Source organism: Chengkuizengella sediminis, from assembly GCF_010078385.1.
In the GTDB taxonomy this organism is placed as follows: domain Bacteria; phylum Bacillota; class Bacilli; order Paenibacillales; family KCTC-33759; genus Chengkuizengella; species Chengkuizengella sediminis.
In genome coordinates this window covers 295,460-319,555 of record NZ_SIJC01000005.1, presented here as the reverse complement: position 1 = coordinate 319,555, position 24,096 = coordinate 295,460, and the positions used below count along the sequence as shown (strand labels likewise).

Sequence of the window (24,096 nt, the reverse complement as noted above, 5' to 3'; positions counted from 1 at the left end):
ATTCAAAATAGAACAATCGGTTGAGGTAATATTTCCTTGTAATGGTCAACGAATTTGTGAAGGCATTGTAAATCAGGTTGGAGAAGGTATTGTAATAGTATCCAGACCTTCAGAAAAATGCCTTCTATCTACTTGTCAAATTGATGCCGTATTTCCTTTTCAACAAGGATCAAATACTAGGGATTAAGATTCTCCTTTTAAATAAACTGAAGAATCCTATATAAAATGCTTCTTTTGTATGGAAAAGATATGTTTTTTATTCAGTGAAAAACTGATCATCTCATCTATTTTTTCTATCTTTCATCTCTTTATATGCTACAGCAGTCGAGCCAATTACAAAGGCAATACTACCTATAAATCTTAGTATATATAAATTTAATAAACTACCAAATGGTCCAGTATATTCAGCATTACCATTGGAGAAATAAAATTCATAAATAAAATCAATAGTTAAAAAGAAAAAGTATAAATAAGAAAGTAATAGAAATACGATAACTCTCTTCCTCATAACAACCACTCCTAAAACAAACAGTACAGAAATTCTGTACTGTTCACTTTTATATTTTGTATTTTAAAAACCTCTGACATAATCATAATCTACATTCTCCCACTTACTAGTAGAAGATAGAGCAGTATATCTTGCAGATTCCAACATCTCAGCAGTTCTTTTACTGAAAGTTAATCTTTGATTTGTTGCATAACTTGTATTGGTAATTCCAGCAAGAACTCCAATCATACCTACAAGTTGAGAACACGCTGCAACCCAACCAATTGGACCCGTTGTCCACCCTGCAATAAATACTGCTAATCCTACTAATGTCCATAAGAAATCTTTACCTTCTTGTTCATGGATTGCTTCTTCAGTATCCATACCATCAAAGAAATATTCATCATAATCATCAATATATCCTTTAAAATCATTTAAGGTATTTGCATTTAATGAGCTTCCAGCAGTTGATCCAGTTATTCTATAATATTTATTTGGGTCAATATCAGCAAAAACTTGAGCTGTGAATTCTGAGCTTGAAAGATCATGATTATAATAATTATCAAATCCCCCACACTTTTCGACAACACCACTTCGAACAGGGCAATTACCTTCATGACTTGCTATTTGCACTAGATTTTTTTCCAATTCCATAATACTAGATAAATCTACATCCATTTTAATTTGAGAAATTTCCTTTTTGAGTTCTTCAATAGATTCTTTTGTAAATCCTATTGACTCAACATAATCAGATTTCTCAATAGATAGTTCTTTTGAAGATTTAATAATATAATCGGATAATTCCTGTTCTTCCTCGGTATTAAGAATAAAACTATCATTTTTTTTATCTTTGTGATGTGATTTAATCTTTATTGTTTTTGGTGAATTGTATTCTTTTTCTTTTACCTTTTCCTTTGCTTTACCTGTTTGATAGTCGTTTCTATATTCGGGGTAGCTGGTGGTGCTATCGGGGAAAAATTCTTGTTATCAGCTCCTGGTAAAACTACTATCTACTCATAGAATCTCTCTACGGAAACCTCACTTTTTATAAAGATATGAACTAAATGAAAATGGAGGTTTTTTATTATGGTTTTATTTTATGAAGTAGAGACAGAAGAACGAGCTAGGGTGACGACTATTCATTATAAACCAGAGTTACTTACTTTGGAAGCAAAAAGTAGAGGGATGGAAGTGGATCAACTGAGATATGATATTAACCTCTTCCTCTGCAAGTACTGGTTTCGTCTTTCTGTTTCTTTCTTCTTGATAACGATTTATGACTTCTTTATGTTCAGGTAGTATTATACGGCTTGCTTCCCACATCATGTTTGAACCTTCGGTTAGTTTGTTTTCTTTCATTTTTATTCACCTCTAATGGAACATTTGTTCTTATTATATAAGAGGTACAAAGGTATATGCAAGAGCACATATTTAAAGTATAGTACATTCGTCCACTCATCATAATACTAACTTGAATACACTATTAAAAACTAAAAGGGCGTGATAAGTATGGGGAAATTTGGTGAATCCAAGTGCTAGAAGAACAAAATATGGATAGATTCGAGGAATTTACACAACATATTTTAAAATAATATGGGGGCATTTCGGGGGCATTCACAACCAGGAGACAAAAAACTAATTTCACCCCCAAAAACAAAAACCCCCGATACCATTGGTACCAAGGGTTTCGCCTCTTCCAAAGTCAAATAAAAACAGACCTCAAAACCCAATGAGACCACAGGGTTTATTGTTCCATACTACAAACAACTGGAAAAAGAGTTCTAATGCAGAAATGCATGCTATATATTTAAAAAGTGAGCAGAGTGGCGTAACAGGTTGGCATGTCACCGTTGACGCAGATCAAGCGATTCAACATATCCCCTTCAAAGAAAATACATGGCATGCAGGGGACGGTTCACAAGGACATTATAACCGTCATTGGATTGGGATGGAGATATGTACGGATAAGGTAACACGAAATGAAAAGTTAGATGATAAAACCTATCAGAATGCGGTTGAAACTGCTGCTGCAATAGTTAGACAGTTTAATTTTACTAGAGATCAAGTTCAGCCTCATCACGTTGTAAAGGGAAAAAATTGTTCTTGGGATAAACATTTTGATAGAGATCAGTTTAGAGAGGATGTGTTTGCACTACTGGAGATGGATGAAATGGGGAAATTTAAAGATATTTCAGAAGAAAGATGGAGTGTTGACGCAATAGAAGAAGTAGTAGAAGAAGGTTTAATGGTAGGTTTTGATGATGGTACTTTCAGACCTACAGAACCCGTTACACGTGAACAGTTAGCCGTGATATTAACTAGATGGAAGGGTGGGAATTAAAATGGATTTTCAAGCTTATGATATTGCGATTGTTCCAATCATTTTGGCATTGGTGCAGCTCGCAAAACAATTAGGATTAGGAACTAAATTACAACCGGTTGTATCTCTAGCATTAGGGATAGTAGCTGGTATTTTTTATATCGCTCCAGATGACCCGAAACAAGCTATATTGATTGGTATTGTCATGGGGCTTGCTGCTAGTGGGTTGTGGTCAGGGGTGAAGAACACATTTCAGAAGAAGTAAGTAATATCCCCCACTGGCTTTTAATTAGCTGGTGAGGGGAGTGGTAATTTAAGAGAAGTTCCTATCATTCAATCAAGAGACTAGGAGGACTGTCCTATAGCATCCAACAAGCATGTAGAAGCTATCCCGCAAGTTGTAATTTATTTTAATAAAAGTTCTTAAGCTGTGAATAGAAATATCAAAACATAGTACACGAAGAGAGATTAAAGAAAAAACATGTTATTGTAACAACTGCTCTATCTGCGTTGCTAAAAGGTGGGGCAGTATCACAAGCAAATAAATGGGGAAAGCTCATGTTTCAACAACGAGAATTACTTATAAGGTACATACAAGAGCAGAAGATAAATAAGAGAAACACTAAACTTTTTAAAATAAAGAGGATCGCAATTTTATTAAATGTTAACATTTTTATTTTTACTAGTTTACAACTAATTACTTTAAGTGATCCAATACAACGATATTCAAATTTTAGTTCTGAAAAAAATATACTGATAGAAGTAGTACTTCAGCTCGATAATTTAAATGAACAGAACCCACAGTTTGTTCAAAATGAAGAAAGTAGCCTGAATACTGAAAAAACAGAAGCTATCACAGATCATAAAAGTGAAAATATGGTGCAAGGCAATTCAGATAATAATGCAATGATAGAGGAAGATAAGAAAATGGTTTACTTAACCTTTGATGATGGTCCAAGAGCTGTCTCATGTGATATTTTACAACTATTAAAAGAGTATGATGTTAAAGCCACATTTTTCATGTTAGAACCAGGTATGAGAAAATACGCTGAATCAGTACAGCAAATGGTTGATGATGGTCATTCCGTTGGCTTGCATGGTGTAACACATAATAAAAACTCATTTTATGCCTCTAAAAGTACTGTTATAGATGAAATGAATATAGCCCAGCAAACCTTAGAAGAAATTACAGGAGTTACATCTTTTTTAATTCGTACTCCATATGGAAGCAAACCGTTTATGACGGATGAATATATGGATGAAGTAAGTGAAAATAGTTATCTGCTTTGGGATTGGAATATAGATAGTTCAGATTGGAGGTTTCGAAGTGAACTATATGTGGATCATGTTATCAAGCAATTAAAACAAAAAGAAGATTCAAAACAACCCATTGTTATACTCTTACATGAAATTCCTGAAACACTCCAACACTTACCTTTGTTATTAAATTATCTTGTGGAGAATGGATATGGGTTTGGGGTGCTGAATGAGAGTATGGAGCCAATTCAACTTTAAAAATAGAACGAAAAGTTAATAAGGGTTAAAAAGTCCCCCTTAAAGTGTATGATTTGTTTTGCTCTGTCCAATATAGATCAACAGACCATATACCCCTGGAGAAATCACCTGACCAAATTGTTATTGCTTCCCCAGCATTAATCGTATACGACTCAGGAAAATCAAACCGTTGATCCCCTTGAACACTTAACACACTCCATCCAGTCATATCCTTGTCTGTATTATCACTATTCTTTATAGTTATATATTCTTCCTCACATCTCATTATTTAACTTGGTAAAATAACACAATTTCAAACAAGCAAGTCACTTGTCTATACCAAATAAAGTTTTGAACATAGAATATATTACCTCCTAGATTTAGGAGGGTGTGCGCTCATAATATTTCTCTACGGTAACCTCACTATTTTATGTAGTGGGGTTTTAAACTATGAAAAATATGTACTTGCCCTAGGATACCCATCCAGACAAAATAGATTTCTAAGCATATTATATATTACTCATATTGAAAGGAGGGGGTATTAATGGGTTATCACGGAGGCGGTAGTAGTATTGGTATTGTTTTAGTCCTCTTTATTCTTTTAGTTATTATTTTAGTTGGTTCATGGGCATGGACATTGTTAGGTTCTTCAGATAACGTTCCTTTGGGAGGAAGTCCAGCATACTAGGAATATTTAAGTTTTAAGCTTTTATAAATTCTTTTTCTTTATAAAGAACTGCACCACCAGCTACATAAGCCAATGGGGGATTATTTCTCTATATCAACTTATTCTTATCTGACTTATAGACCGTAACATATGATGCATTAAGTACCAATAATTGCAGTTCCTATAGCAAAATCTCTCTACGGAAACCTCACTATTGAATGTAGTGGGGTTTTAATCTATGAAAAAATGTGTACTTGCCCTAGGATACCCGTCCAACCAAAGTAGATTCTCTTAACATAGTATATATTACTTATATTGAAAGGAGGTTGATATTTATGGGTTCATATAATGGATTTGCTACTGGAGCTGCTATTGTATTAGTGCTATTCATTCTCTTAGTTATCATCCTTGTTGCTTCAATAAGAGGTAGATATAGTGCTATACGTTTAATGGCTCCAGAGGTTGTACAATTTGCGGCTTATTAAAATCAGAATATAAAGCCTACTAATTTAATTTTCAGGAAAGAGGATGATAGGGGATGGAATTAAATATCATTCAATATTTTTTAACACAGGGACCTTTTGCGGTCCTTTTTGTATAAAATGGTAAAATAGCGCATTTTCAAACAAGCAAGTCACTTGTCTATACCAAATGAAACGTTTGAACATAGGATATAATAGCTCCTTGGTAAAACTACTATCCACTCGTTATTATCTCTCTACGGTGTAAACCTCACTATATTATATAGTGGGGTTCTCTAAAGTAGACTTACTACAAGGAGCTGCATTAGTTCTAGTGCTCTAAGATACCGTTGTTTTCTTCTTTAGAAAAAATTGTATCGGAAAACTCATCAGTTTCTTCATCAGAATGAGATTCAAGTAAGGCGTCTAATCTAGAACAAGTTTTAGGAGAAAGCTTCTGATACGTGTTTTGATATAGATTTCAGTAACCCTGTTACTAGGCCTACAAGGGAATGGGCATTCTATTTTTCTAGCATACTATTTTTGCACCAGAACCGGTTATAAGCCATGCGCTTTTTCAATAATTAATCTTTCGATTAAGCTATTTACTTGCGAAATCATCAATTCTTTTAATCATGAAAGAAGCACTTATAGAACAACCAATATTGTTTACATTCCTAATTGGTAGTGTCACTATCGAATTACTAATTGATGAAACTCTCAATTGTATGCGAATAGGAGCTTTCACTTTTACTAAATGCTGTCCACTTAGCTGACTGAAGTTTCCTGGCATCACATCACGTGTATTTATTGAGCCTGAAAAAAGTCTATTTTGTGCTGTAGTAAGATACGTCAATACGGGAATGGAAGAATCACTAACGAGAGTTATGATCCATTTCGTAAGATATACTCCTGATAACTGTAATAAAAAGGTATTTTGATTTTCAGGATCGGGGAAAATAATATTTTTACAATTTTGAGGTTGTGTGGTAAACCGAACTATATTTTCAGTGAAAGATGGATTAAAAGGATCCTCATTGTCGGGAGAAGTAAGTGTTTGTTTGGTTTCAGAAACAGTATAACAATAGGCAGGGATAAATGGACATATCTTACCTCTCTTTTTACTTTTTCTATCCATATACATCTTCCTTTCATGATTGTTCTCTGTAATATAAGTATATACTTGTAAAAATATTTTGGATAGGGTTAACACACTACAAAAAAGAAAAATAGATTGGTATCCACATAAAAAGTCGCTATGCACGACATGAATAGCGAAATCTATATTACAAAGCAACTGCTGGAGAAGCCATTGAAACGATTAAAAAAGAGGGTTCTGGTGCAAAAACATTTTGATAGAGACATAGAGCCACCATTTCGTTTTATTGACTATTTATGATGCAATTCCAAACAATTTATGTATAAATTCAACTTCATTTTGGGCAGACTCCACCTGTGGGTGAACTTGTCCTTTTGGTTCAGATGCCGATGGTGGCGAGTTGCTTGTTCAAGGTTTAACATTTACACCAAGCTTCATTTTTATATCTTCCGATTTTAGTTCATCACAAGATGGTAGTAAATGTTTTGCTGCATGGTACTCACTTGAATATATTCATCCAAATATGAATGATAAAGAGCATCAAAGTGGAAGTTCATGGTCTGATAGATTAATATCTGCGAATATTGAAATATGGAGTGATGGTTTTAAAGCTGGAGTAATGCCTGTATCCTCTGGGGCGATTTATGAGGCTACTTGGTTTGCCGTTGAATGAAAAGGAGGGCTATAAATGGATGCAGGAAGAAAGATTTACTATGAATTAAGTACAGGGAATATCATCATTAACACAAGTGAAATGACATTAGGGGTAGCAACTGGTATTTTTTATGTATCTCCTGATGATCCAAAACAAGCTATTTTAGTTGATATTGTCATGGGATTAGCTGCAAGTGGGTTGTGGAGTGGTGCAAAGAATATAGTGCGGAAATGAGTGTGATCCCCACTGGCTTTAGGTAGTGTCTTTTTTAAATTGATGAAAATTTTAAAAACTCCCTCATTCGTTTTTGTTGATACTCTTCTTCAAGTAATTTGATGCTTGTAATATCTCTAATCCTTCAAAAATTGCTCCTTCTACAATTGAAAGAATGAAACAACTAGATAAAACCATTTTTATCATGTCTTCTTGGCTTTGTACAATCACAATCCCTTCCCCTACCTCACAGATGGTAACTATATCTTCGGGAAACGGAAATATTGTTACCTTCCGCCCACTTAATGAGTTAGCTAAATCCGTTATGGGGTCCTCACAGCAGACACATTCTCCTTTTGTACTTTTTTGAATCGGTTTTAAATTTAAGGGAAATGCTTCTGAGGGTGGTGTAACAGATACTATTTTACAAATAGGAAAATTGATTCTAACACCATTTTCATCTGTTCCAGAAACAATAAAGTTTTTGACTTCCTCTATTTGAATTATTACAAAAAGTTCTACTCCAGAAGAGCTAACATTTATCCCAACTTCTTTTCCAATTAACTGTTCCAAAACACACTGCATCGGACAGACACAACAATCGCAAATACTCTCATCAAAAACACCCATGAAATCACGTCCTTTATTAGTTTTTATTAATGTATTCACAATTATGTGGATTTGACTGGTCGTGTGTACTGTATTCAAAAATTGTGCTCTTGCGTATCATCCTGCACCTCTTATATAATAAGAACAAATGTTCTATAAGAGGTGATCACATGCTTACAGACCTTGAAAGAAAAGTATTACGTATCCTATATAACTTTTCTCATTCAAAACGTAGGATGCCAACAATACCAGAACTAGAAATCAAAACAGGAAAAGACGAGAAAACAGTCCGTTCAGTATTAAACGGACTTGTTAAAGGTGGATATATAGAATGTCCTGACGGTAATACACAGAATATAAAGATTATTAATACACGTGATTATGATTCTCCTTTTAGATAGATATATAAATCATTATACTAAAATTAGGGGGTTAAAATTTTTAACCCCCCTTCTGTATATATTTTAAATTTAATGTTCTAGATAAGGTGTTTTAAACTCATTAATTGATTCTTTTAATTCTTTTAAATCGTACTTTTTAGGCATTTGTTCATTTATTGCACCTGTATATTTTATTAACGTTTAATATCATCTATTGTAATTTGTTCATTATACAGCCTTGATGTTTCAAAATTTAAATTCTCAGCTTCATTATAAAAAGTATCAAATTCAATTCCCTTACGAATAAGATCAGACTTTATTTCAGCAAATGCTATTTGAGCATAAAATACATATATTATAGCTGGATATAAATCTAATCCATTTTGCTCATCTTCTAATTTATCTTTATTCAATTCTAATTCTTCTAATAAATCTGATTCTAATTCGCTTACCGTATGTAATCTACTAATTGCTTAAACATCCAGGTCGGGTCCTATTAAGTGGATATGCACATCCACTATATGACGAAAGGTTAAAACACTGGAAAAGAGAAACATTTGCAGCATGTGCAGAAGCAGGAGCAAAGAGAACGGAAGTGTTATGGATGAATGAAGTAGCAGCACAAGGGCAACAAGTGATGTTTGAGTTTTAAATAATAGGAGAAATCAAATGCAAATTTATAAAGTTTACCTATTGATGGTTGGGGGTTTTAAGAAGAAACGGAATATTATAAGAGTGCTATACAAGCAGAAAAAGACTTCCATTCTAGGGTTAGGAAAGGGATGAAAAATGTAAAATTACCAAAAGCAGAAGATATGGATGAAGGTAAAGGTAAACCGTGGGACATAAAAGATTATAAAAAAGGGAATATAAAACTCTTGGTAAATTATTAATAGAAGGGCGCACATAAGCGCTCTTTTTACATTCCAGCCCATAGATAAGAGTCCAAGCAACTACATTTAATTGTTCATAAGATATAGGGATAATCTAATGTAGGGAGTTAATATTATGGGGTTAAAACTAGAACCTTTTGTTGTTTGTGATTCGGTTTCAGTGTTAGATCCATATGGAGGAGACGGATCGATTATATTAGTTCAAAGTGGTATGTCTGTAACTACACCTTTTACTATAGTATCCATTGATGTGTGTGTCAGACAATCACAAAAAACAAAGGTATCACTTGATTTTTTATCTCAAGTTGCTATCGAGGACATGGGTGTATCTACAAGTTTTGGATTAGTATTTCAGCTCCAGCGTAATGGCATTGTCATTGCAACAATCAATGATGAGATGGATTATGTACCTGCTGGATCTACAGGAAGATATACAAACTTTTCAAACTTTCCTTTAGTTGATGACGAACCAGATACTGGTATCAATAAGTATGAACTCATACTCAATGGTCTTTCTTTTTCAGGAACAGGAAATATTGGTATGTATATTGGATCCCGAAGTCTAAAAGCAACAGTATTTGAATGCTAGATACCATTTAAAAATAAAATTTTATATTTAAACGGTTAGCAGAAGAGCGCTAATATTGCGCTTTTTTTGTTGGGAAAATATCATCTATTGTGCTAGGGGAGGGAAGCAGGATGATAAAAAGAAAGCGACTTGACTAATTAACATGCCTATTTATTTCAGATATCCGCATTCGCACAATCAAAAGGATATTAATTAACATACAGTATAAAGGTTAGATTAATTATAAAATTTTATTGTTAAACTGTAACAGGAAGGGCGCACATAAGCGCTCTTTTTACATTCCAGCCCATAGATAAGAGTCCAAGCAACTTCATTAGGTAGTTCATAAGATAGGGTAAACGAATAATTTATGAAGTTGGGAGGGTATATTATGGGTTTAGATAAAGGATCTTTTGTAGTTGCTCAAACATTTTCAGTACTAGATGTATATAATACAAGTGATCCAAATGTAATTAATTTAACACCAGCTAATCCATCTGCAGTTGTAGCTACCGTTGATGTATGTGTTAAACAGCCACAGAAAACACAAGTATCTATTGATTCGATGGCACAAATTGCTGTACTGGGACTTACTATGATGGGGCAAACTTTTGAAGTAACATATGAGCTACTTCGTAATGACACTGTTATTGCAACGATCAATGATGAAATGGATTATGAATCTGTTGTTAATGGAAGACATAATAACTTTCCAAACTTCCCCTTAGTGAATGACAACCCAATTGCTGGATTAAATACGTATGATATCAGATGTACTAGTGTAACTAGACCGACTTTAGGCTTTGTTTTAATTGGGTCCCGAAGTCTTAAAGCAACAGTATTTACAGTATAGATTACAGTTTGAAAATAAAATTTTATGATTAAACTGTTAACAGAAAGGGCACATATAGTGCTCTTTTTTGTTGGGAAAATATCATCCATTGTGCTAGGGGAGGGAAGCAGGATGATAAAAAATGATGCGATTGAAGTATTGTTTACTTTCATCTTATTTACATCGACATCCGTGTTGACACAGACAAAACTTCTTATAGGTATATGTACAATCATGGATGCAGTCCAATTCATACTATATCTCATCAAATAAAGAATGTGAGAAGGAGAGTGATGAGGATGGGTGTTTTCGACAAGTCAAAATGCGATTGTTGTGTTTGTCCTATGCAATGTGTAATGCAACAATTGATAAATATACCTGATACTAGGGTCTTTACAATTTCAGCTGAACAAGTAGGTATAATCACTTCTGTAGAAAATTTTCTAGCAACAATAAATGTAGGAGGGATTATAAGATGTTTCCCCATATGTAATGTCACTGCAGTTGGAAATAATGTATTAGGTACGAAAACACAATTGAAACCAGTTCGAAAGGATATGAAAGGTGAATGTAGTTGTTGTGAAGATCCAGCTACAAATGAATTAGCTACCTTAGTAAATAAAACTGTTGAAATTAATTATTTAACTAGACCAGGTTCGCCTCTATCTAGGTTAATAGGAACTGTTGCAAAAGCTGGGGAAGGCATCGTTATATTAACTGATGTTACCAATCCTTTTGGTGCTGAAGTTAGTAATACTGCAATATCTACTTGTCAAATCAATTTTATTGAAATAAAACCTCAGTAAAAATTAATTTTCTCCACTTGGGGATGTATGTACAACTTCATTAACCTAAAGAAAATCGAACATAAGGAGAAACTTTTGTGCTTATAGCAGGAAATGTGTTACAGAGGTAATGGGGCTTCAAGATTAAAACACTGATTTTTGTCATACGTTTGCCACTATATAGTGAGAGGGTAAAAACACCTATTTATTTTAAGTATTCGCATTCGCACAATCAAAGGATATTAAATAACATACAGTATAAAGAACCGATTGAAAATAAAATTTTATGTTTAAACTGTAACAGGAAGAGCGCTGACGTAGGGATACGTCTTTTTTTTTATGGGAAAATATCATCTCATTGTGCTAGGGGAGGGAAGCAGGATGATAAAAAAGATAATAACAAATTATTGATAAGGAGTGATTTACTAATGAATATCAAGGATTTATATGGGTTTCAAGTAAAAGAGGGGGATTCATTAATATTTGGTGAAACTGAAAAGATTTACGAAGCAGTCGAAGTTAATCATTATAACGGATATGAAGTTGATGTCACTGTAGTTGAAATAGATGAAGATGAGAATCGTTAGGTGAAGAGTTTGAAGCTGATGAGAATTTCTTTCATAAAGTTAGTGAGATTATTCGTTAAAGGTGAGGGTTAATAATAACAGGAATAAAGAAAGTCCCTATCAAGAATAATCTGAATAAGGACCAATACAAACAACTTGCTTTTATATTATCCCAATTAACTAACGAAATATAAGTATAGATATTTATTCCACGTATCCGCATTCGTCCAATCAAAAGGAGTTTAAATGCATACAATAAATGGATTAATGAGAAAAATTTATTTTCAAACTGTAATCTATGATGTGATCACAATGGATTTTATTTTTCGGGATGCTGTCAAAAAAACCTCTGCCAAGGAGCTTTTAATTTAAGTTCCTTGGTTTTTGTGTGAACGTCTAAAGACATCAGTCCAAGCAAATTCGTTGGTTGGTTCGTAAGATAGTGTGAAATGGTATTTTAATTTAAGAAGTTGGGAGGTAAGTTTATGGGGCTAAAAAAGGGACCTTTTGTCGTAGCTGATACAGTTTCAGTAGACGGTGATCCATATAGTTCCACTACTAAAGGTGTAATTGAGCTTGGTCCAAGTCCAGAAATTGTAGCTACTGTTGATGTGTGTGTTACAGAACCACAGAAAACACAAGTATCACTGGATTCAATGGCTCAAATTGCTGTAATTGATAGAAATACTGTTGGTAATCCTATAACTTTTGAAGTGAAATATGAAATCCTACGCAATGACACAGTCATTGCAACGATCAATGATAAAATGGATTATGAGACCATTGGTGATCCTTCCAGACATACAAACTTCCCAAGTTTTCCTGTATTAGATAATCATCCAGGTGTTGGAATGAATAGGTATGAGCTTAGAGTTGCACGGATAGAAACACCAGAAGTTGGCTCTATCTTTGTTGCATCCAGAAGTCTAAAAGCAACAGTATTTACAGTATAGTTTGAAAATAAATTTTATGTTTAAACGGTTAACAGAAGGGTACTGATATAGGTGCTCTTTTTTTTATGGGAAATATCATCCATTGTGCTAGGGGAGGGAAGCAGGGTGATAAAAAGATAATAACAAATTATTGATAAGGGGAGTGATTTACTAATGAATATTAAGGATTTATATGGGTTTCAAGTAAAAGAGGGAGATTCATTAATATTTGGTGAAACTGAAAAGATTTACGAAGCAGTCGAAGTTAATCATTATAACGGATATGAAGTTGATGTCACTGTAGTTGAAATAGATGAAGATGAGAATCGGTTAGGTGAAGAGTTTGAAGCTGATGAGAATTTCTTTCAGTGTGACACATACATCTACGGTAGCTACAATCGATGAAATGGATTATGCTTAACCTAGTTTAGAAAGACATACAAACTTTCCAAACTTCCCTATATTAGATAATAATCCAAGTGCAGGAATCAATACGTATGATCTTAGGATTACAAGGGTTGCAACAACTAATGTAACCGATATTTTTGTTGCTTCAAGAAGCCTTAAAGCAACAGTATTTACTTCAAAAATTAAAGTTTAAAAATAAAATTTTATTATTAAACGGTTAACAGAAGGGCGTAGAAATACGTCTTTTTTTTGTTTTGGAAATGTCATCCAGTTTGCTAGGGGAGGGAAGCAGGGTGAATAAAATATGGGTGTTTTTGCCCATCCCCTCGAAAAAGGGGGATAGGCTGTAGTAGTTTGTGAAGATTGTAAGAGTCAGTATGTTGCAAATGGCGAAGGGACATTGTTCATAGATGACAAATTATTCAAAAGGACATGTAAATGTGTAAAAGACCATGTAATCATCCAATATGTAATAACCTTACAAGAGAAGCTTATTGCGATGAACACAAGAAAGAGTGCAATACTATGATAGATATATGAGAGATAAGAAGAGCAAAACATTCTATCAAAGCAAGGAATGGAAGAATGTAAGACAACAAGCATTAACTAGAGATCGCCACCTATGTCAGCATTGTTTAAAACAAAAGCAACTCACTCCTGCAGATATGGTGGATCACATTACACCGATAAAAGATATTTGGTCATTAAGGTTAGATCTAAGTAATCTACAATCTTTATGTCATCCTTGTCATAACAAAAAGACAGCAGGAGATGGATGATGGAGATAAATAAATAAGTTTCTTCTCATCATAATAGAGAAGAAACTTATTATAAAAGGATGATCTAATGGGTGTTTTGACAAAAACCATTTGTGATTGGTGTACTTTCATCTTATGACATTCCATCCCATATTGACACTGACAAATGCGGATTTATGATCTCCTAAGCCATAAGTCCAATCATGTAGGCAAATCCCATTCATAAGATATCTCATCAAATAAAATAAGAAGGAGATGATCCCTATGGGTCATTTTGATGAAACGATCTGTGATTGCTGCGTCTGTCCGATGCAGTGTGTTTTGAAGCTGTTGGTTGGAGCAGGACATTGCAATATTAATTTCTTCTTTTCCTGAAGCTGGCCTTGATGGAACTTTAGTTGCTGTTAATAACTTTATCGCTACTATTATTGATTCTAGTGGTAATAATATTCATATTGCAGTTAGTGATATTTGTGCTGTTGCGGTTGAAGGTACATTTGATTTCAAATTGAAACCCATTAGAAAAAGCGTGGGAGAATGCTCATGTACTGAAGATCCAATTACCAACGTAGCAAAATCCATGATCGGAGAGATGAATAGTATTGCAGTTTGTAACATATTACTACCTGGGATAATTATTGATGTTGGAGAAGGAATTATTATTATGTCTATCGAAGGCATGGGAGGCGATGATACAGCTGCCATTTCCAGTTGTAAAATAGGAGCATTTGGTCTGACTGAGGAGCCAAATATTAATCTAAAAGGTAAATTTCATCAATTTAAAAAATCTTAAGGGTAATTAGAGGGTTTTATATGTGTTAGGTAGAGGGATAGGGGGGATGAAAAAGCCTATAAAATGGGGCTTTTAAACCGACTGCCCCTTTTCTTTATACAAAATTCCCTAAATGAAATTTTTTTGGAAAGGAGAAATCATGATGGCTAGACCAAGGCAATCTGTAGATTTAATTCTCTACAAAGGGAAGAAAAATCTAACCAAAGAAGAAATACAAGAACGAAAAAAACAGGAAATTAAAGCACCCAGTGATAAAATTAGAGCCCCTGCTCATCTTCCTGAAGAGCTAAAACGTGAATTTAAGAAAATAGCTGACGAGTTAATGAGAATTGGCATCTACCATTTTAAAATATAGAAAAAATCTTTTAAACTTTCTAAAAAAAGAAAAGAACGAAACTAATCGTTAAAAAAATTTAGGGCGCACATAAGCGCTCTTTTTTACATTCCAGCCCATAGATAAGAGTCCAAGCAACTACATTAGATTGTTTTCATAAGATAGGGTGAAGGATAATTTAATGAGTTAGGAGAGTATTTTATGGGTATTAAAGATGAACCTTTTGTTGTGGCTCAAAGTGTTTCGGTAGATGATGCATATAGTACGACAGCTGGTGCAATTGAACTTGATCCAGATATGCCTACAGTTGTAGCTACCGTCGATGTATGTGTTAAACAGCCAGAGAATACACAAGTATCACTGGATTCAATGGCTCAAATTGCTGTTGTAGGAGACCCAGACACTGCTGTATCTTTTGAAGTAACATATGAAATCATGCGCAATAGCACTACCATTGCAACGATAAATGATGAAATGGATTATGATGCTGTTTCTGAAGGAAGACATACAAATTTTCCAAACTTTCCTGTTCTAGACGATAGTCCACCTGCTGGAATCAATACGTATGATCTCGTATGTACAAGGGTTACAACAAATGAAGTTGAAGTAGACAATATCTTTGTTGGATCCAGAAGTCTAAAAGCAACAGTAATAACATTATAGAATTAAAGTTTGAAAATAAAATTATTATTAAACGGTTAACAGAAGGGTACTGATATAGGTGCTCTTTTTTTTTGGGGAAATATCATCCATTGTGCTAGGGGAGGGAAGCAGGGTGATAAAAAGATAATAACAAATTATTGATAAGGGGAGTGATTTACTAATGAATATCAAGGATTTATATGGGTTTCAAGTAAAAGAGGGAGATTCATTAATAGTTGGTGAAACTGAAAAGATTTACGAAGCAGTCGAAGTTAATCATTATAACGGATATGAAGTTGATGTCACTGTAGTTGAAATAGATGAAGATGAGAATCGGTTAGGTGAAGAGTTTGAAGCTGATGAGAATTTCTTTCATAAAGTTAGTGAGATTATTCGTTAAAGGTGAGGGTTAATAATAACAGCAATAAAGAAAGTCCCTATCAAGAATAATCTCAATAAGGACCAATACAAACAACTTGCTTTTATATTATCCCAATTATCTAATGAAATATAACAATAAATAGGAAAATTAAGAAATGAAATGGTGCATGATCATCAACAATGCCTATTTATTTCAGTATCCACATTCACACAATCAAAAGGACTTTAAATGCATACAATATACGGATTAAAAGAAAATTTTATTTTCAAACTGTGATCTGTAATGTGAACACAGTCGCTTTTATGTGCAATTAATCCTCAAAATACATTAGTGAAATTAGATTCTACGATAGAATTAATTACAACGTTTACTTCTTCTTCACTAAATTTTCAAGTTGATTATAGGTTATATAAAAATGAAAGAATTTTAGCAACGCAATCAGATATTGTTAATCAAGTTCCTCTTAGTACTGGTCCACCTAATAATGTAATTCATACTATTGATGGATTAACATGGTGTGATGAAAAACCAGATCCTGGACTAAATATTTACGAAGTTAGATTGGAGCGTGTGCGATCTGCTGATGAGCCTTTTATTCAAATAGCTTATATCTGTTATAGATTTGGACTAGATCCTGCTAAGACTATCATTGGTCATCATATATTAGACCCACAAAGAAAAACAGACCCACAAAACTCACTTTCAAAAATGGGTAAATTATATGACCAGTTATTACAAGATGTAGTGAAAGAATACTTTGATTGTCTACCAGAGGAGGATGTATTGATGAAACTAAAAAATTGGCAGATAGATATGGCTCATCGATCTATTGAAATCCAAAATGAGAAAGAATTACTTCATGATGTTGATGAATGGAAAAAGAAAGTAGAGGAAGAACCACAGGAAGTCATTAATGATTTCCCTTGGTTAAACAACCTCATATATTACTAATGATTAATGATTGCTACATTGATTTATCAAGGGCTAGAGTTTTACGGTTATGGAGTTGAGCAGGAAACATTTCAAATGTCTGTTGATCTGATTACTTTTTTATTATTGGGTGTGACAGTTTATAAAGAAGAATAAGTTGATATAGAGAAATAATCCCCACTGGTTTAGGTAGGAGGGCACTGAAAAAGTCCCTTGCAGTGAATTTTTCGATTAGACTATTTGCTTTCCTAGTAAAAGTGTAAGTTTTTCAGTGCCCTCCTTAGGTAGTCGGTGGGGAAGTGGTTCTTCTGGAAGGTCTAGACGGATCATTGATTTGTTGTTGAGTTTCTGGAATAACCCTTGTGATTGCACAAGTAGAGTATATGTCTAAAATATCTATATCAAATCCTACGACAATTCCTTCCCCTACACCTAGGAGTTCGTCTGTAAATGAACCATTAATGAATTCAATTCTAATATTATTCCCAACTTCAGACTTCAATAAATTTGTCATAGGGTCTTCACAGCAAGCACACTCCCCATTACTTATTCTTATAGGTTTTAAAGTCGATAATACTGACGTAATTATCGTATTTGTAGGATCATCTATTTCAACATGTGTAATTTGACATACTGGAATATCTCCTGCATCAGAAGTAGACATAATAAAATCTTTAACACCAGTAATAGTAGTCGTTGGACCAGAAATAGGAGTATCAACATCAACCTCCACTCCAATCAACTGCTCCAAGACACACTGCATCGGACAAACACAACAATCACATATTGATTTATCAAACCCTCCCATATTAAACAACTCCTTATAAAGTTATTTGATGACATATCTGTCCCTCTATATTCATTTAATTGCTTAATCTTGCGACAAAGTTTGTATTACTAGATCTATTAGAAGGACTAATCCTAGTCATGGTACAAGTTGAAAAGAAGATAGGTGTATTCTCCTCTACTAATCCGAATACAATACCCTCTCCAACTTGTTGAATTAAAACTCCTGGTGCGGGAACTGCATCTGGGCTAGAGATGAACCCTATATCAACAGGCTGCCCTTCCCTCATTCTAGAAAGTGCAACGTTTGTCATAGGGTCTTCGCAACAAGTGCATAGTCCCTTGTTGTTTTTTTGAATCGGTTTTAAAGGAAATGGAGTAAAAGTGGGGGGGGCTATTGAAACGGCAGTAATGTTACAAATCGCAAATTCCTCCCCTTCTTCCGTAAATACAATGAAGTCCTCGACTCTTGAAATTGTTACTCCTATAAAACCTTCTGAGGGGGTGAATAGTTCAACCTTTTGCCTCTCTAATGCTTCTAATACACACTGCATCGGACAGACGCAACAATCGCATATGGTTTTGTCAAAAACGCCCATAGTTAACACGTCCTTTTAAGTTTTTAATATTGTATGAGATTTAATGATGTTTTGACTGCACGTATACCTATTCTCAAAAATTGTGCTCTTGCATATCCTCGTGTACCTCTTATATAATAAGAACAAACGTTCTAATAAGGGGTGAAAAATATGAAGGAAAATAAACTAACTCCTGGATCAAATATGATGTGGGAAGCAAGTCGTATAATACTACCCGAACATAAAGAACTTATGAATCACCTTCAAAAAGAGCGAAACAGAAAAACTAAACCAGTACTTGCAGAGGAAGAGGTTAATATCATATCTCAGCAGTTATCAGATTCTATGTTGAATAAATCACAAATTACAGTTGAGTTGTTCAGAGCTTTTGGTCAGAATTCATTTTAAACTGGAACAGTAGCTAAGGGGTGATATATAGAATGTCCTGACGGTAATACTCAAAACATAAAGATTATATATACTAGGGATTATGATTCACCTTTTAGGAAAAAAGATGTCTGACATTAATCTAGTGGTGTCCTTCTCTTTTTTAAGAAGAATTCCTTTTTTGACTTAAAAACACTTTTTTGGAGTTAGTTATCGTCCAGCAGCTCAATCTTTTCTATATGGGCATAATATTTTTTATCATCCCATTTCACTTATATCCATAAGACATATAATATTCAGTATCTTCTTTTGCAGAAATTCTTTATTTTTACGGTATTTTCTAAAGAAAAAACAGTATATGAAAGACTAGTACTTAAATCGCACGCAAGTTCATACGTGGGAAAGAGATCAGTATCTGACTTCATATTAAGAGGTGAAACCCTTGGTACCCTTGGTATCTGGGTTTTTTGTTTTTTTGGTCATGAATTATGTTATCGGCTTTGGATTAAGGATTGACCAAAATTTGACTAAAAAAGTAAAATATTTGATCCAAAAAAATTGTGTGAATATCTAGAGACATCAGTCCAAGCAAACTTTATAGAAGTTAATAAGATAGTGTGAAATGGTATTTTAATTTAAGAAGTTGGGAGGTAAGTTTATGGGCTTAAATAAAGGACCTTTTGTTGTTGCTGATACGGTTTCAGTAGTAGGTAATCCATATGACGAAAATACTGAAGGCATAATTGAACTACCTGATGTTGGTGGTTTAGCTGTAGTAGTACTTTCCATAGATGTTCCTGTAAAACAACCAAAGAGAACAAAAGTATCCATAGATTCAATGGTTCAAGTTGCTACAACTTCTTTTGATCCTGATTTACCTGTAACTTCTTTTAAAATGACATATGAGATCCTACGTAATGATATTGTCATTGCAACGATTAATGATGAAATGGATTACGCAACCGCTAACGAAGGAAGGCATACAAACTTTCCAAACTTTCCTATAGTAGATAATTATCCAAGTACTGGAATAAATAAGTATGAGCTTAGATGTGAGAGGGACATAAATAATGAAGAAAATTTATTTGATATTTTTGTCGCATCCCGAAGTCTGAAAGCGACAGTCTTCACATTATAGATTACAGTTTGAAAATAAAATTTTATGATTAAACAGTTAGCAAGAAGGGCGTAGAGATACGTTCTTTTTTTGTTGGGAAAATATCATCCATTGTGCTAGGGGAGGGAAGCAGGGTGAATAAAATATGGGTGTTTTTGCCCATCCCCTCGAAAAAGGGGGATGGGCTGTAGTAGTACCAGATTTCTATTTACACCGCCACAACAAGAAGAAGAAACATAACTATTATGACTACATTTGTTCCATAAGGTAATGGATCTCTACTTAATATACTTCTAAATCCACTTACAATGCTAGAAAAAAACATAAAATTCACCTCCTATTTTATTAGAATATGCTAGATTTACTATATTTGCTTGTGCTGCAATCTATTCTTAACGTGGCAACATCCTTCTGCAAAAAGGATAGATAAATAACCCTTTTAATTACCCTATCAGATTGATTATGGGGCGATAGGAAGAGTTTGTTCTATGTTCTGAAATCGTTGCTATCGTAGAGCCTCAATAAGAGAGGAGGAATAATTTAGAATGGAGCTAGTTTACTGAGAGAAGTTGAATTAATGAAACGGTATGCAGTTTGTGAAGATTGTGGGAGTCAGTATGTTGCAAATGGCGAAGGGACATTGTTCATAGATGACAAATTATTCAAAAGGACATGTAAATGTGTAAAAGACCATGTAATCATCCAATATGTAATAACCTTACAAGAGAAGCTTATTGCGATGAACACAAGAAAGAGTGCAACCAATACTATGATAGATATATGAGAGATAAGAAGAGTAAAACATTCTATCAAAGCAAGGAATGGAGAACTGTAAGACAACAAGCATTAACTAGAGATCGTAACCTATGTCAGCATTGTTTAAAACAAAGACAAATCACACCAGCAGATATGGTGGATCACATTGTGCCAGTCAAAGTGGATTGGTCATTAAGGTTAGACCTAAGTAATCTACAATCATTATGTAATAGCTGTCATAACAAAAAGACAGCAGAAGAGAGATAACGGAGATAAATAAAAAAGTTCCTTCTCATCATAATAGAGAAGAAACTTATTATAAAAAGGGCTGGAACATTGGGTGTTTTGACGAAAACATTTGTGATTGTTGTACTTTCATCTTATGACAATCCACCCCATATTGACACAGACAAATGTGGATTTATGATGACCTAAGACTTAAGTCCAATCATGTAGGCAATCCCATTCATAAGATATCTCATCAAATAAAATTAAGAAGGAGATGATCCATATGGGACATTTTGATGAGACTATCTGTGATTGCTGTGTCTGTCCGATGCAGTGTGTTTTGGAGCAGTTGGTGGGGGAGGAGAACATTAGGATATTTGCTCTTAACGGCTTTACTGAAGAAGGTACTTTAACTGGTGTCGATAATTTCATTGCTTTATTGGATGCTGGTGGTATCGTAAATAAAGTTCCAATTCATAATATTTGTGCTGTTAGGTTTGAAGGAATATTTGATTTTAAATTAAAACCAATTCGAAAAAGCAAAAGCGGAGAATGCTCGTGTATTGAAGATCCAATAACAAATTTAGCAAAATCTATGATAGGGGAGGAGACACCAATTGAAGCTGGATCTTTTTCCGAAAGTAACGTGACAATTAAAGATGTTGGAGAAGGAATTGTGATTGTTTCTTTTCTTAGTGGAGGAGTAATTTTTACAGCAGCTATATCTAGTTGTAAAATACAAAACTTCGGATTCTTTGATTAATGAGTGAGGTGCACAAATTTTTAATTTATGACTCAACCTAAAATGAAAATGTGCTGATAGGATGTTGATCAGTGGGTTTTCATTTTTTGATTTAACTAGACACTTATCGTTCTAAGAAAATCTTAATGATTTATTAGCACTCATAGTAGTGCTTTTTATTATGGCATAAAATTGAGTTGATAAAGAGTGTAAACGAATTGTTAGGGGGTGGATCTGGTCAAAGATCCAAATATAGGATATTAGAGATGGGTTGATGTCATGAGAAAAGGCGCTTCGTTAGATTACGAGTGTAGAAGGTGTGGAAAGGTAGTTAAAGATTCACATGCACCTGATGGACCATTAGCAGTTGTATATCCCATCATTGGTGTGATTGATTTAATAGGTTGTGAGTTTGATAAGGAATGAACAAAGCAGACAAGAAGAAATTCTATGACAGTCAAACCATGGAAAGATTGTAGGACACTTGTATTAAAACGAGATAATCACTTATGCCAAATATGTTTAAAACTAAAAAAGATTAAAGCTACTGATATTAGAAAGGAAAAAAGAAGGACCAGAGAAAGAAGAGATCAAGGAGGATCAGAGTCATAGAAGTAAAGACGAATGAAGAACTGATATAAGGGAGGGGTTCATGTAAGTGAGCTATAAGGATTTCATGTTAAAGAGGGGGATTCATTAATTGTTGGAGTATGAGGTTATAAAAACTTCTTTCATAAAGAAATTATAAGGGGCAGTCTGTATAGCTACAGAGAAAGTTTTTGGGAATAAATGTTACAATACGATGATGAAAAATAGTTATTCGTACAAGCAAAACTCTTCCTTCCCACATAAGATAAAATATCTTCTCATAAGGGAGGTGAATCATATAATATGAGACGTGTCTTATTCGCTCAAACTGCTGATCCACCAATTTTATTACCTATGGACGGAGAAGTGGTAACATTATTGTCTTTGGATATACCAGCATGTTACAAAAGAAATTTTTTCAAAATAGATGCTTTTTTTGAATTAAATTTTTTAGTAGGATCGGATGTGGGATCTGAGTCAACCCTTAAACAAAACGTTCCTTTTATGATTGATTTAAACTATCAATTATTTGATGGAATTGGAGATGAATGTATTGCACTGACTCCGAATTTAGCAGAAACGATCAGTGGAACGGCTGTTCTTGAATCTGAAAATGGTGGAGAACAGTTCATAGATTTTGAAAGCAACACAACACCAAACCTGACGATAATTGCAAATGGTTTAGAAAATGAAACTTTAAATTTGGTAGCAAATTTAAATAATATACAAGGTGGAGTATTGGCTCCATTCGTAAATTTCCGTTCAATAAACGTTTCAATCTTTCCTAGTGGGATAGTTTGCTTATAAAAGCAATTTTTCATTTTTTTAAATCCTATAGTAACTTCATGAAGAAGGGGGTGAATAACTGATGTCTCCTACAGTATTTTTTGCTCAAACAGATCGTCTAATTGAATTGCCTGAGACGGGAGAAGAGATAGTACTTTTAAACTTAGAAATACCAAAATGTTATAAACACAATTCCTTTAAACTTGATGGTTTTTTTGAGCTTAATTTTTTATTAGGTGCGACTGAACCTTTACAATCTCAAGGTGGATCATATAAATTAGCTTTAGATTATCAATTATTGGACGGGATAGGAGATAATTGTAGAGAGGTTAGCCCTCGATTAGCTGAAACGATAAGTGGCTCTATCTCCAAAGATTTTGAAAATAATTATCTTGACGTTTTAAGTAATACAACACCGAACTTAACTGTTGTTTGTGAAGAGTTACAGGAATCATTTTATTTGGTTGCTAGTGTCCGAGAAATTCAAGGAGCAGCATTTCTTCCAACCGTTCAGTTTCGTTCATTAAACGCAACTACTGTTTTTTTATAAAACTCCGCTCTTTAGTCTTTAGACGGGATGCTTTTATGGAAAGGTATTATAAGTGAGTAAAAAGAATTAGGGGAAAAAATATTAACTTATATTTTTTCCTCATTCTAATAAATATCTTATAGATATTGAAATAGTTTTTATACTGAAATGATTTAATTAAGAAGGTTAAAATTATTCAAACCCTACAAATCTTCCGATAACTCTAAACCGAGTCTTCTCTCTATAATCATCAAATTCTGGAAATCCAGAATCAAATGCAACTGAACTACCATTATATTTTCTAACTGATGCAATTAAAATAATCACTAAAAGTATAAACAGTACCAATACAATAGCAGCTCCAGAACCACTGTGTCCACTCATGTTAATT

At 33.9% G+C, this 24,096-nt stretch carries 38 protein-coding genes and 5 pseudogenes; 32 read left to right on the top strand and 11 right to left on the bottom strand.

The features are described from left to right. Positions 1-187: hypothetical protein (locus EPK97_RS21525; RefSeq protein WP_205690262.1), on the top strand; the 187-nt coding region annotated here is incomplete at its 5' end. 93 nt (positions 188-280) lie between these two features. On the opposite strand, the gene EPK97_RS12995 is transcribed toward EPK97_RS21525, so the two are convergent. From EPK97_RS12995 to EPK97_RS12985, 3 genes are all read right to left on the bottom strand, one after another. Then, positions 281-508, bottom strand: a complete 228-nt coding sequence (locus EPK97_RS12995; protein ID WP_162037045.1) for a hypothetical protein — start codon at positions 506-508, stop codon at positions 281-283. Between the two features lie 63 nt (positions 509-571). Then, complete coding sequence (locus tag EPK97_RS12990) at positions 572-1,120, bottom strand: hypothetical protein (RefSeq protein ID WP_162037044.1); 549 nt, start codon at positions 1,118-1,120, stop codon at positions 572-574. Between the two features lie 522 nt (positions 1,121-1,642). Continuing rightward, positions 1,643-1,846, bottom strand: coding sequence for a YolD-like family protein (locus EPK97_RS12985; protein ID WP_162037043.1), 204 nt, complete (start codon positions 1,844-1,846; stop codon positions 1,643-1,645). A gap of 370 nt (positions 1,847-2,216) precedes the next feature. Here EPK97_RS12985 and EPK97_RS12980 point away from each other — a divergent pair, with 370 nt between their 5' ends. The 3 genes from EPK97_RS12980 (at position 2,217) to EPK97_RS12970 (ending at position 4,322) form a co-directional block, all read left to right on the top strand. Then, on the top strand, positions 2,217-2,828 hold the full coding sequence (locus tag EPK97_RS12980; RefSeq protein WP_162037042.1) for an N-acetylmuramoyl-L-alanine amidase: 612 nt from the start codon (positions 2,217-2,219) through the stop codon (positions 2,826-2,828). A gap of 1 nt (position 2,829) precedes the next feature. Then, entirely contained in the window at positions 2,830-3,072 is a 243-nt protein-coding gene (locus EPK97_RS12975) for a hypothetical protein (RefSeq protein WP_162037041.1), read from the top strand. Between the two features lie 293 nt (positions 3,073-3,365). After that, positions 3,366-4,322 carry a polysaccharide deacetylase family protein gene (locus EPK97_RS12970; protein WP_162037040.1) on the top strand — a complete coding sequence of 319 codons (957 nt, stop codon included), beginning with the start codon at positions 3,366-3,368 and terminating at the stop codon, positions 4,320-4,322. A 25-nt stretch (positions 4,323-4,347) separates the two neighbouring features. On the opposite strand, the gene EPK97_RS12965 is transcribed toward EPK97_RS12970, so the two are convergent. Beyond that, positions 4,348-4,587 carry a lamin tail domain-containing protein gene (locus tag EPK97_RS12965; RefSeq protein WP_162037039.1) on the bottom strand — a complete coding sequence of 80 codons (240 nt, stop codon included), beginning with the start codon at positions 4,585-4,587 and terminating at the stop codon, positions 4,348-4,350. Positions 4,588-4,845: 258 nt separating this feature from the next. On the opposite strand from EPK97_RS12965, the pseudogene EPK97_RS21895 reads away from it, so the two are divergent. Next, positions 4,846-4,917: pseudogene (locus EPK97_RS21895) on the top strand (sporulation protein YjcZ); the annotation flags it as partial. A gap of 386 nt (positions 4,918-5,303) precedes the next feature. After that, positions 5,304-5,453: a hypothetical protein gene (locus EPK97_RS12960; protein WP_162037038.1), complete on the top strand. Its 150-nt coding sequence runs from the start codon at positions 5,304-5,306 to the stop codon at positions 5,451-5,453. A gap of 577 nt (positions 5,454-6,030) precedes the next feature. Here the strand turns inward: EPK97_RS12960 and EPK97_RS12950 are convergent. Together EPK97_RS12950 and EPK97_RS21890 are read right to left on the bottom strand one after the other, a co-directional pair. After that, the gene (locus tag EPK97_RS12950) at positions 6,031-6,567 is read right to left on the bottom strand and encodes a hypothetical protein (RefSeq protein ID WP_162037037.1); all 537 of its coding nucleotides are present in this window, start codon (positions 6,565-6,567) and stop codon (positions 6,031-6,033) included. Between the two features lie 255 nt (positions 6,568-6,822). Beyond that, positions 6,823-6,903 (bottom strand): annotated as a pseudogene (locus tag EPK97_RS21890) (IS6 family transposase); the annotation flags it as partial. A 25-nt stretch (positions 6,904-6,928) separates the two neighbouring features. Here EPK97_RS21890 and EPK97_RS12940 point away from each other — a divergent pair. Both EPK97_RS12940 and EPK97_RS12935 read left to right on the top strand, forming a co-directional pair. Further along, positions 6,929-7,201: a hypothetical protein gene (locus EPK97_RS12940; protein ID WP_162037036.1), complete on the top strand. Its 273-nt coding sequence runs from the start codon at positions 6,929-6,931 to the stop codon at positions 7,199-7,201. Between the two features lie 15 nt (positions 7,202-7,216). Next, positions 7,217-7,417, top strand: coding sequence for a hypothetical protein (locus EPK97_RS12935; RefSeq protein ID WP_162037035.1), 201 nt, complete (start codon positions 7,217-7,219; stop codon positions 7,415-7,417). A gap of 63 nt (positions 7,418-7,480) precedes the next feature. Here the strand turns inward: EPK97_RS12935 and EPK97_RS12930 are convergent, their stop codons facing one another. After that, complete coding sequence (locus EPK97_RS12930; RefSeq protein WP_162037034.1) at positions 7,481-8,026, bottom strand: hypothetical protein; 546 nt, start codon at positions 8,024-8,026, stop codon at positions 7,481-7,483. Positions 8,027-8,175: 149 nt separating this feature from the next. Between EPK97_RS12930 and EPK97_RS12925 the strand changes: the two genes are divergently transcribed. Continuing rightward, positions 8,176-8,406, top strand: a complete 231-nt coding sequence (locus tag EPK97_RS12925) for a helix-turn-helix domain-containing protein (protein WP_162037033.1) — start codon at positions 8,176-8,178, stop codon at positions 8,404-8,406. A 173-nt stretch (positions 8,407-8,579) separates the two neighbouring features. On the opposite strand, the gene EPK97_RS12920 is transcribed toward EPK97_RS12925, so the two are convergent. After that, positions 8,580-8,798, bottom strand: coding sequence for a hypothetical protein (locus EPK97_RS12920; RefSeq protein ID WP_162037032.1), 219 nt, complete (start codon positions 8,796-8,798; stop codon positions 8,580-8,582). A 62-nt stretch (positions 8,799-8,860) separates the two neighbouring features. Here EPK97_RS12920 and EPK97_RS12915 point away from each other — a divergent pair. From EPK97_RS12915 to EPK97_RS12845, 15 genes and pseudogenes are all read left to right on the top strand, one after another. Further along, positions 8,861-9,037 (top strand): annotated as a pseudogene (locus tag EPK97_RS12915) (DNA adenine methylase); the annotation flags it as partial. A 356-nt stretch (positions 9,038-9,393) separates the two neighbouring features. Next, positions 9,394-9,867, top strand: coding sequence for a hypothetical protein (locus EPK97_RS12910; protein ID WP_162037031.1), 474 nt, complete (start codon positions 9,394-9,396; stop codon positions 9,865-9,867). 370 nt (positions 9,868-10,237) lie between these two features. Next, positions 10,238-10,699 (top strand): hypothetical protein, encoded by a 462-nt coding sequence (locus EPK97_RS12905; RefSeq protein WP_162037030.1) that lies wholly within the window; start codon positions 10,238-10,240, stop codon positions 10,697-10,699. A 111-nt stretch (positions 10,700-10,810) separates the two neighbouring features. Beyond that, the gene (locus EPK97_RS12900) at positions 10,811-10,951 is read left to right on the top strand and encodes a hypothetical protein (protein WP_162037029.1); all 141 of its coding nucleotides are present in this window, start codon (positions 10,811-10,813) and stop codon (positions 10,949-10,951) included. Positions 10,952-10,977: 26 nt separating this feature from the next. Next, on the top strand, positions 10,978-11,484 hold the full coding sequence (locus tag EPK97_RS12895) for a hypothetical protein (protein ID WP_162037028.1): 507 nt from the start codon (positions 10,978-10,980) through the stop codon (positions 11,482-11,484). 407 nt (positions 11,485-11,891) lie between these two features. Next, entirely contained in the window at positions 11,892-12,050 is a 159-nt protein-coding gene (locus EPK97_RS12890; RefSeq protein WP_162037027.1) for a hypothetical protein, read from the top strand. Positions 12,051-12,514: 464 nt separating this feature from the next. After that, entirely contained in the window at positions 12,515-12,982 is a 468-nt protein-coding gene (locus EPK97_RS12885; protein WP_162037026.1) for a hypothetical protein, read from the top strand. Between the two features lie 153 nt (positions 12,983-13,135). Further along, positions 13,136-13,366: a hypothetical protein gene (locus tag EPK97_RS12880; RefSeq protein ID WP_162037025.1), complete on the top strand. Its 231-nt coding sequence runs from the start codon at positions 13,136-13,138 to the stop codon at positions 13,364-13,366. Positions 13,367-13,733: 367 nt separating this feature from the next. Then, positions 13,734-13,898 (top strand): annotated as a pseudogene (locus EPK97_RS22605) (DUF3797 domain-containing protein); the annotation flags it as partial. A 7-nt stretch (positions 13,899-13,905) separates the two neighbouring features. Then, on the top strand, positions 13,906-14,148 hold the full coding sequence (locus EPK97_RS12870; protein ID WP_162037024.1) for an HNH endonuclease: 243 nt from the start codon (positions 13,906-13,908) through the stop codon (positions 14,146-14,148). Positions 14,149-14,461: 313 nt separating this feature from the next. Beyond that, entirely contained in the window at positions 14,462-14,920 is a 459-nt protein-coding gene (locus tag EPK97_RS12865) for a hypothetical protein (protein WP_162037023.1), read from the top strand. Positions 14,921-15,062: 142 nt separating this feature from the next. Further along, positions 15,063-15,257 (top strand): annotated as a pseudogene (locus tag EPK97_RS12860) (phage terminase small subunit P27 family); the annotation flags it as partial. A gap of 198 nt (positions 15,258-15,455) precedes the next feature. After that, a complete protein-coding gene (locus EPK97_RS12855) occupies positions 15,456-15,917 on the top strand; it encodes a hypothetical protein (protein ID WP_162037022.1) in 462 nt (153 codons plus the stop codon). Positions 15,918-16,077: 160 nt separating this feature from the next. Continuing rightward, positions 16,078-16,296 carry a hypothetical protein gene (locus EPK97_RS12850; RefSeq protein WP_162037021.1) on the top strand — a complete coding sequence of 73 codons (219 nt, stop codon included), beginning with the start codon at positions 16,078-16,080 and terminating at the stop codon, positions 16,294-16,296. 312 nt (positions 16,297-16,608) lie between these two features. Beyond that, a complete protein-coding gene (locus EPK97_RS12845) occupies positions 16,609-17,229 on the top strand; it encodes a peptidoglycan recognition protein family protein (RefSeq protein ID WP_162037020.1) in 621 nt (206 codons plus the stop codon). A 259-nt stretch (positions 17,230-17,488) separates the two neighbouring features. Here the strand turns inward: EPK97_RS12845 and EPK97_RS12840 are convergent, their stop codons facing one another. Together EPK97_RS12840 and EPK97_RS12835 are read right to left on the bottom strand one after the other, a co-directional pair. Continuing rightward, positions 17,489-18,016 carry a hypothetical protein gene (locus tag EPK97_RS12840; protein WP_162037019.1) on the bottom strand — a complete coding sequence of 176 codons (528 nt, stop codon included), beginning with the start codon at positions 18,014-18,016 and terminating at the stop codon, positions 17,489-17,491. Positions 18,017-18,071: 55 nt separating this feature from the next. Beyond that, positions 18,072-18,593 (bottom strand): hypothetical protein, encoded by a 522-nt coding sequence (locus EPK97_RS12835; RefSeq protein ID WP_162037018.1) that lies wholly within the window; start codon positions 18,591-18,593, stop codon positions 18,072-18,074. Positions 18,594-18,743: 150 nt separating this feature from the next. Between EPK97_RS12835 and EPK97_RS12830 the strand changes: the two genes are divergently transcribed. The 8 genes from EPK97_RS12830 to EPK97_RS12795 all read left to right on the top strand — a co-directional run bounded on the left by EPK97_RS12830 (position 18,744) and on the right by EPK97_RS12795 (position 23,726). After that, positions 18,744-18,980, top strand: a complete 237-nt coding sequence (locus EPK97_RS12830) for a YolD-like family protein (RefSeq protein ID WP_162037017.1) — start codon at positions 18,744-18,746, stop codon at positions 18,978-18,980. Between the two features lie 637 nt (positions 18,981-19,617). After that, positions 19,618-20,097: a hypothetical protein gene (locus EPK97_RS12825; RefSeq protein WP_162037016.1), complete on the top strand. Its 480-nt coding sequence runs from the start codon at positions 19,618-19,620 to the stop codon at positions 20,095-20,097. A gap of 556 nt (positions 20,098-20,653) precedes the next feature. Further along, positions 20,654-20,860 (top strand): DUF3797 domain-containing protein, encoded by a 207-nt coding sequence (locus EPK97_RS22435; RefSeq protein ID WP_162037015.1) that lies wholly within the window; start codon positions 20,654-20,656, stop codon positions 20,858-20,860. After that, positions 20,782-21,099 (top strand): HNH endonuclease, encoded by a 318-nt coding sequence (locus EPK97_RS12815; protein WP_338075709.1) that lies wholly within the window; start codon positions 20,782-20,784, stop codon positions 21,097-21,099. Before EPK97_RS22435 ends, EPK97_RS12815 begins: the two co-directional genes overlap by 79 nt. A 244-nt stretch (positions 21,100-21,343) precedes the next feature. Next, positions 21,344-21,823 (top strand): hypothetical protein, encoded by a 480-nt coding sequence (locus EPK97_RS12810; RefSeq protein WP_162037013.1) that lies wholly within the window; start codon positions 21,344-21,346, stop codon positions 21,821-21,823. Between the two features lie 258 nt (positions 21,824-22,081). After that, positions 22,082-22,228 (top strand): hypothetical protein, encoded by a 147-nt coding sequence (locus tag EPK97_RS12805; RefSeq protein WP_162037012.1) that lies wholly within the window; start codon positions 22,082-22,084, stop codon positions 22,226-22,228. 465 nt (positions 22,229-22,693) lie between these two features. After that, positions 22,694-23,197, top strand: coding sequence for a hypothetical protein (locus EPK97_RS12800; RefSeq protein ID WP_162037011.1), 504 nt, complete (start codon positions 22,694-22,696; stop codon positions 23,195-23,197). A gap of 61 nt (positions 23,198-23,258) precedes the next feature. After that, complete coding sequence (locus EPK97_RS12795; protein WP_162037010.1) at positions 23,259-23,726, top strand: hypothetical protein; 468 nt, start codon at positions 23,259-23,261, stop codon at positions 23,724-23,726. Between the two features lie 171 nt (positions 23,727-23,897). Here the strand turns inward: EPK97_RS12795 and EPK97_RS12790 are convergent, their stop codons facing one another. Then, positions 23,898-24,089, bottom strand: a complete 192-nt coding sequence (locus EPK97_RS12790) for a hypothetical protein (protein WP_162037009.1) — start codon at positions 24,087-24,089, stop codon at positions 23,898-23,900. Positions 24,090-24,096: the final 7 nt, after the last annotated feature.

Coding starts and splice junctions, on each gene's coding strand:
- EPK97_RS12995 (WP_162037045.1), bottom strand. CDS start 508: ATGAGGAAGAGAGTTATCGTATTTCTATTACTTTCTTATTTATACTTT.
- EPK97_RS12985 (WP_162037043.1), bottom strand. CDS start 1,846: ATGAAAGAAAACAAACTAACCGAAGGTTCAAACATGATGTGGGAAGCA.
- EPK97_RS12980 (WP_162037042.1), top strand. CDS start 2,217: ATGAGACCACAGGGTTTATTGTTCCATACTACAAACAACTGGAAAAAG.
- EPK97_RS12975 (WP_162037041.1), top strand. CDS start 2,830: ATGGATTTTCAAGCTTATGATATTGCGATTGTTCCAATCATTTTGGCA.
- EPK97_RS12970 (WP_162037040.1), top strand. CDS start 3,366: ATGTTTCAACAACGAGAATTACTTATAAGGTACATACAAGAGCAGAAG.
- EPK97_RS12965 (WP_162037039.1), bottom strand. CDS start 4,587: ATGAGATGTGAGGAAGAATATATAACTATAAAGAATAGTGATAATACA.
- EPK97_RS12960 (WP_162037038.1), top strand. CDS start 5,304: ATGGGTTCATATAATGGATTTGCTACTGGAGCTGCTATTGTATTAGTG.
- EPK97_RS12950 (WP_162037037.1), bottom strand. CDS start 6,567: ATGGATAGAAAAAGTAAAAAGAGAGGTAAGATATGTCCATTTATCCCT.
- EPK97_RS12935 (WP_162037035.1), top strand. CDS start 7,217: ATGGATGCAGGAAGAAAGATTTACTATGAATTAAGTACAGGGAATATC.
- EPK97_RS12930 (WP_162037034.1), bottom strand. CDS start 8,026: ATGGGTGTTTTTGATGAGAGTATTTGCGATTGTTGTGTCTGTCCGATG.
- EPK97_RS12925 (WP_162037033.1), top strand. CDS start 8,176: ATGCTTACAGACCTTGAAAGAAAAGTATTACGTATCCTATATAACTTT.
- EPK97_RS12910 (WP_162037031.1), top strand. CDS start 9,394: ATGGGGTTAAAACTAGAACCTTTTGTTGTTTGTGATTCGGTTTCAGTG.
- EPK97_RS12905 (WP_162037030.1), top strand. CDS start 10,238: ATGGGTTTAGATAAAGGATCTTTTGTAGTTGCTCAAACATTTTCAGTA.
- EPK97_RS12900 (WP_162037029.1), top strand. CDS start 10,811: ATGATAAAAAATGATGCGATTGAAGTATTGTTTACTTTCATCTTATTT.
- EPK97_RS12895 (WP_162037028.1), top strand. CDS start 10,978: ATGGGTGTTTTCGACAAGTCAAAATGCGATTGTTGTGTTTGTCCTATG.
- EPK97_RS12890 (WP_162037027.1), top strand. CDS start 11,892: ATGAATATCAAGGATTTATATGGGTTTCAAGTAAAAGAGGGGGATTCA.
- EPK97_RS12885 (WP_162037026.1), top strand. CDS start 12,515: ATGGGGCTAAAAAAGGGACCTTTTGTCGTAGCTGATACAGTTTCAGTA.
- EPK97_RS12880 (WP_162037025.1), top strand. CDS start 13,136: ATGAATATTAAGGATTTATATGGGTTTCAAGTAAAAGAGGGAGATTCA.
- EPK97_RS12870 (WP_162037024.1), top strand. CDS start 13,906: ATGAGAGATAAGAAGAGCAAAACATTCTATCAAAGCAAGGAATGGAAG.
- EPK97_RS12855 (WP_162037022.1), top strand. CDS start 15,456: ATGGGTATTAAAGATGAACCTTTTGTTGTGGCTCAAAGTGTTTCGGTA.
- EPK97_RS12850 (WP_162037021.1), top strand. CDS start 16,078: ATGAATATCAAGGATTTATATGGGTTTCAAGTAAAAGAGGGAGATTCA.
- EPK97_RS12840 (WP_162037019.1), bottom strand. CDS start 18,016: ATGGGAGGGTTTGATAAATCAATATGTGATTGTTGTGTTTGTCCGATG.
- EPK97_RS12835 (WP_162037018.1), bottom strand. CDS start 18,593: ATGGGCGTTTTTGACAAAACCATATGCGATTGTTGCGTCTGTCCGATG.
- EPK97_RS12830 (WP_162037017.1), top strand. CDS start 18,744: ATGAAGGAAAATAAACTAACTCCTGGATCAAATATGATGTGGGAAGCA.
- EPK97_RS12825 (WP_162037016.1), top strand. CDS start 19,618: ATGGGCTTAAATAAAGGACCTTTTGTTGTTGCTGATACGGTTTCAGTA.
- EPK97_RS22435 (WP_162037015.1), top strand. CDS start 20,654: ATGAAACGGTATGCAGTTTGTGAAGATTGTGGGAGTCAGTATGTTGCA.
- EPK97_RS12810 (WP_162037013.1), top strand. CDS start 21,344: ATGGGACATTTTGATGAGACTATCTGTGATTGCTGTGTCTGTCCGATG.
- EPK97_RS12805 (WP_162037012.1), top strand. CDS start 22,082: ATGAGAAAAGGCGCTTCGTTAGATTACGAGTGTAGAAGGTGTGGAAAG.
- EPK97_RS12800 (WP_162037011.1), top strand. CDS start 22,694: ATGAGACGTGTCTTATTCGCTCAAACTGCTGATCCACCAATTTTATTA.
- EPK97_RS12795 (WP_162037010.1), top strand. CDS start 23,259: ATGTCTCCTACAGTATTTTTTGCTCAAACAGATCGTCTAATTGAATTG.
- EPK97_RS12790 (WP_162037009.1), bottom strand. CDS start 24,089: ATGAGTGGACACAGTGGTTCTGGAGCTGCTATTGTATTGGTACTGTTT.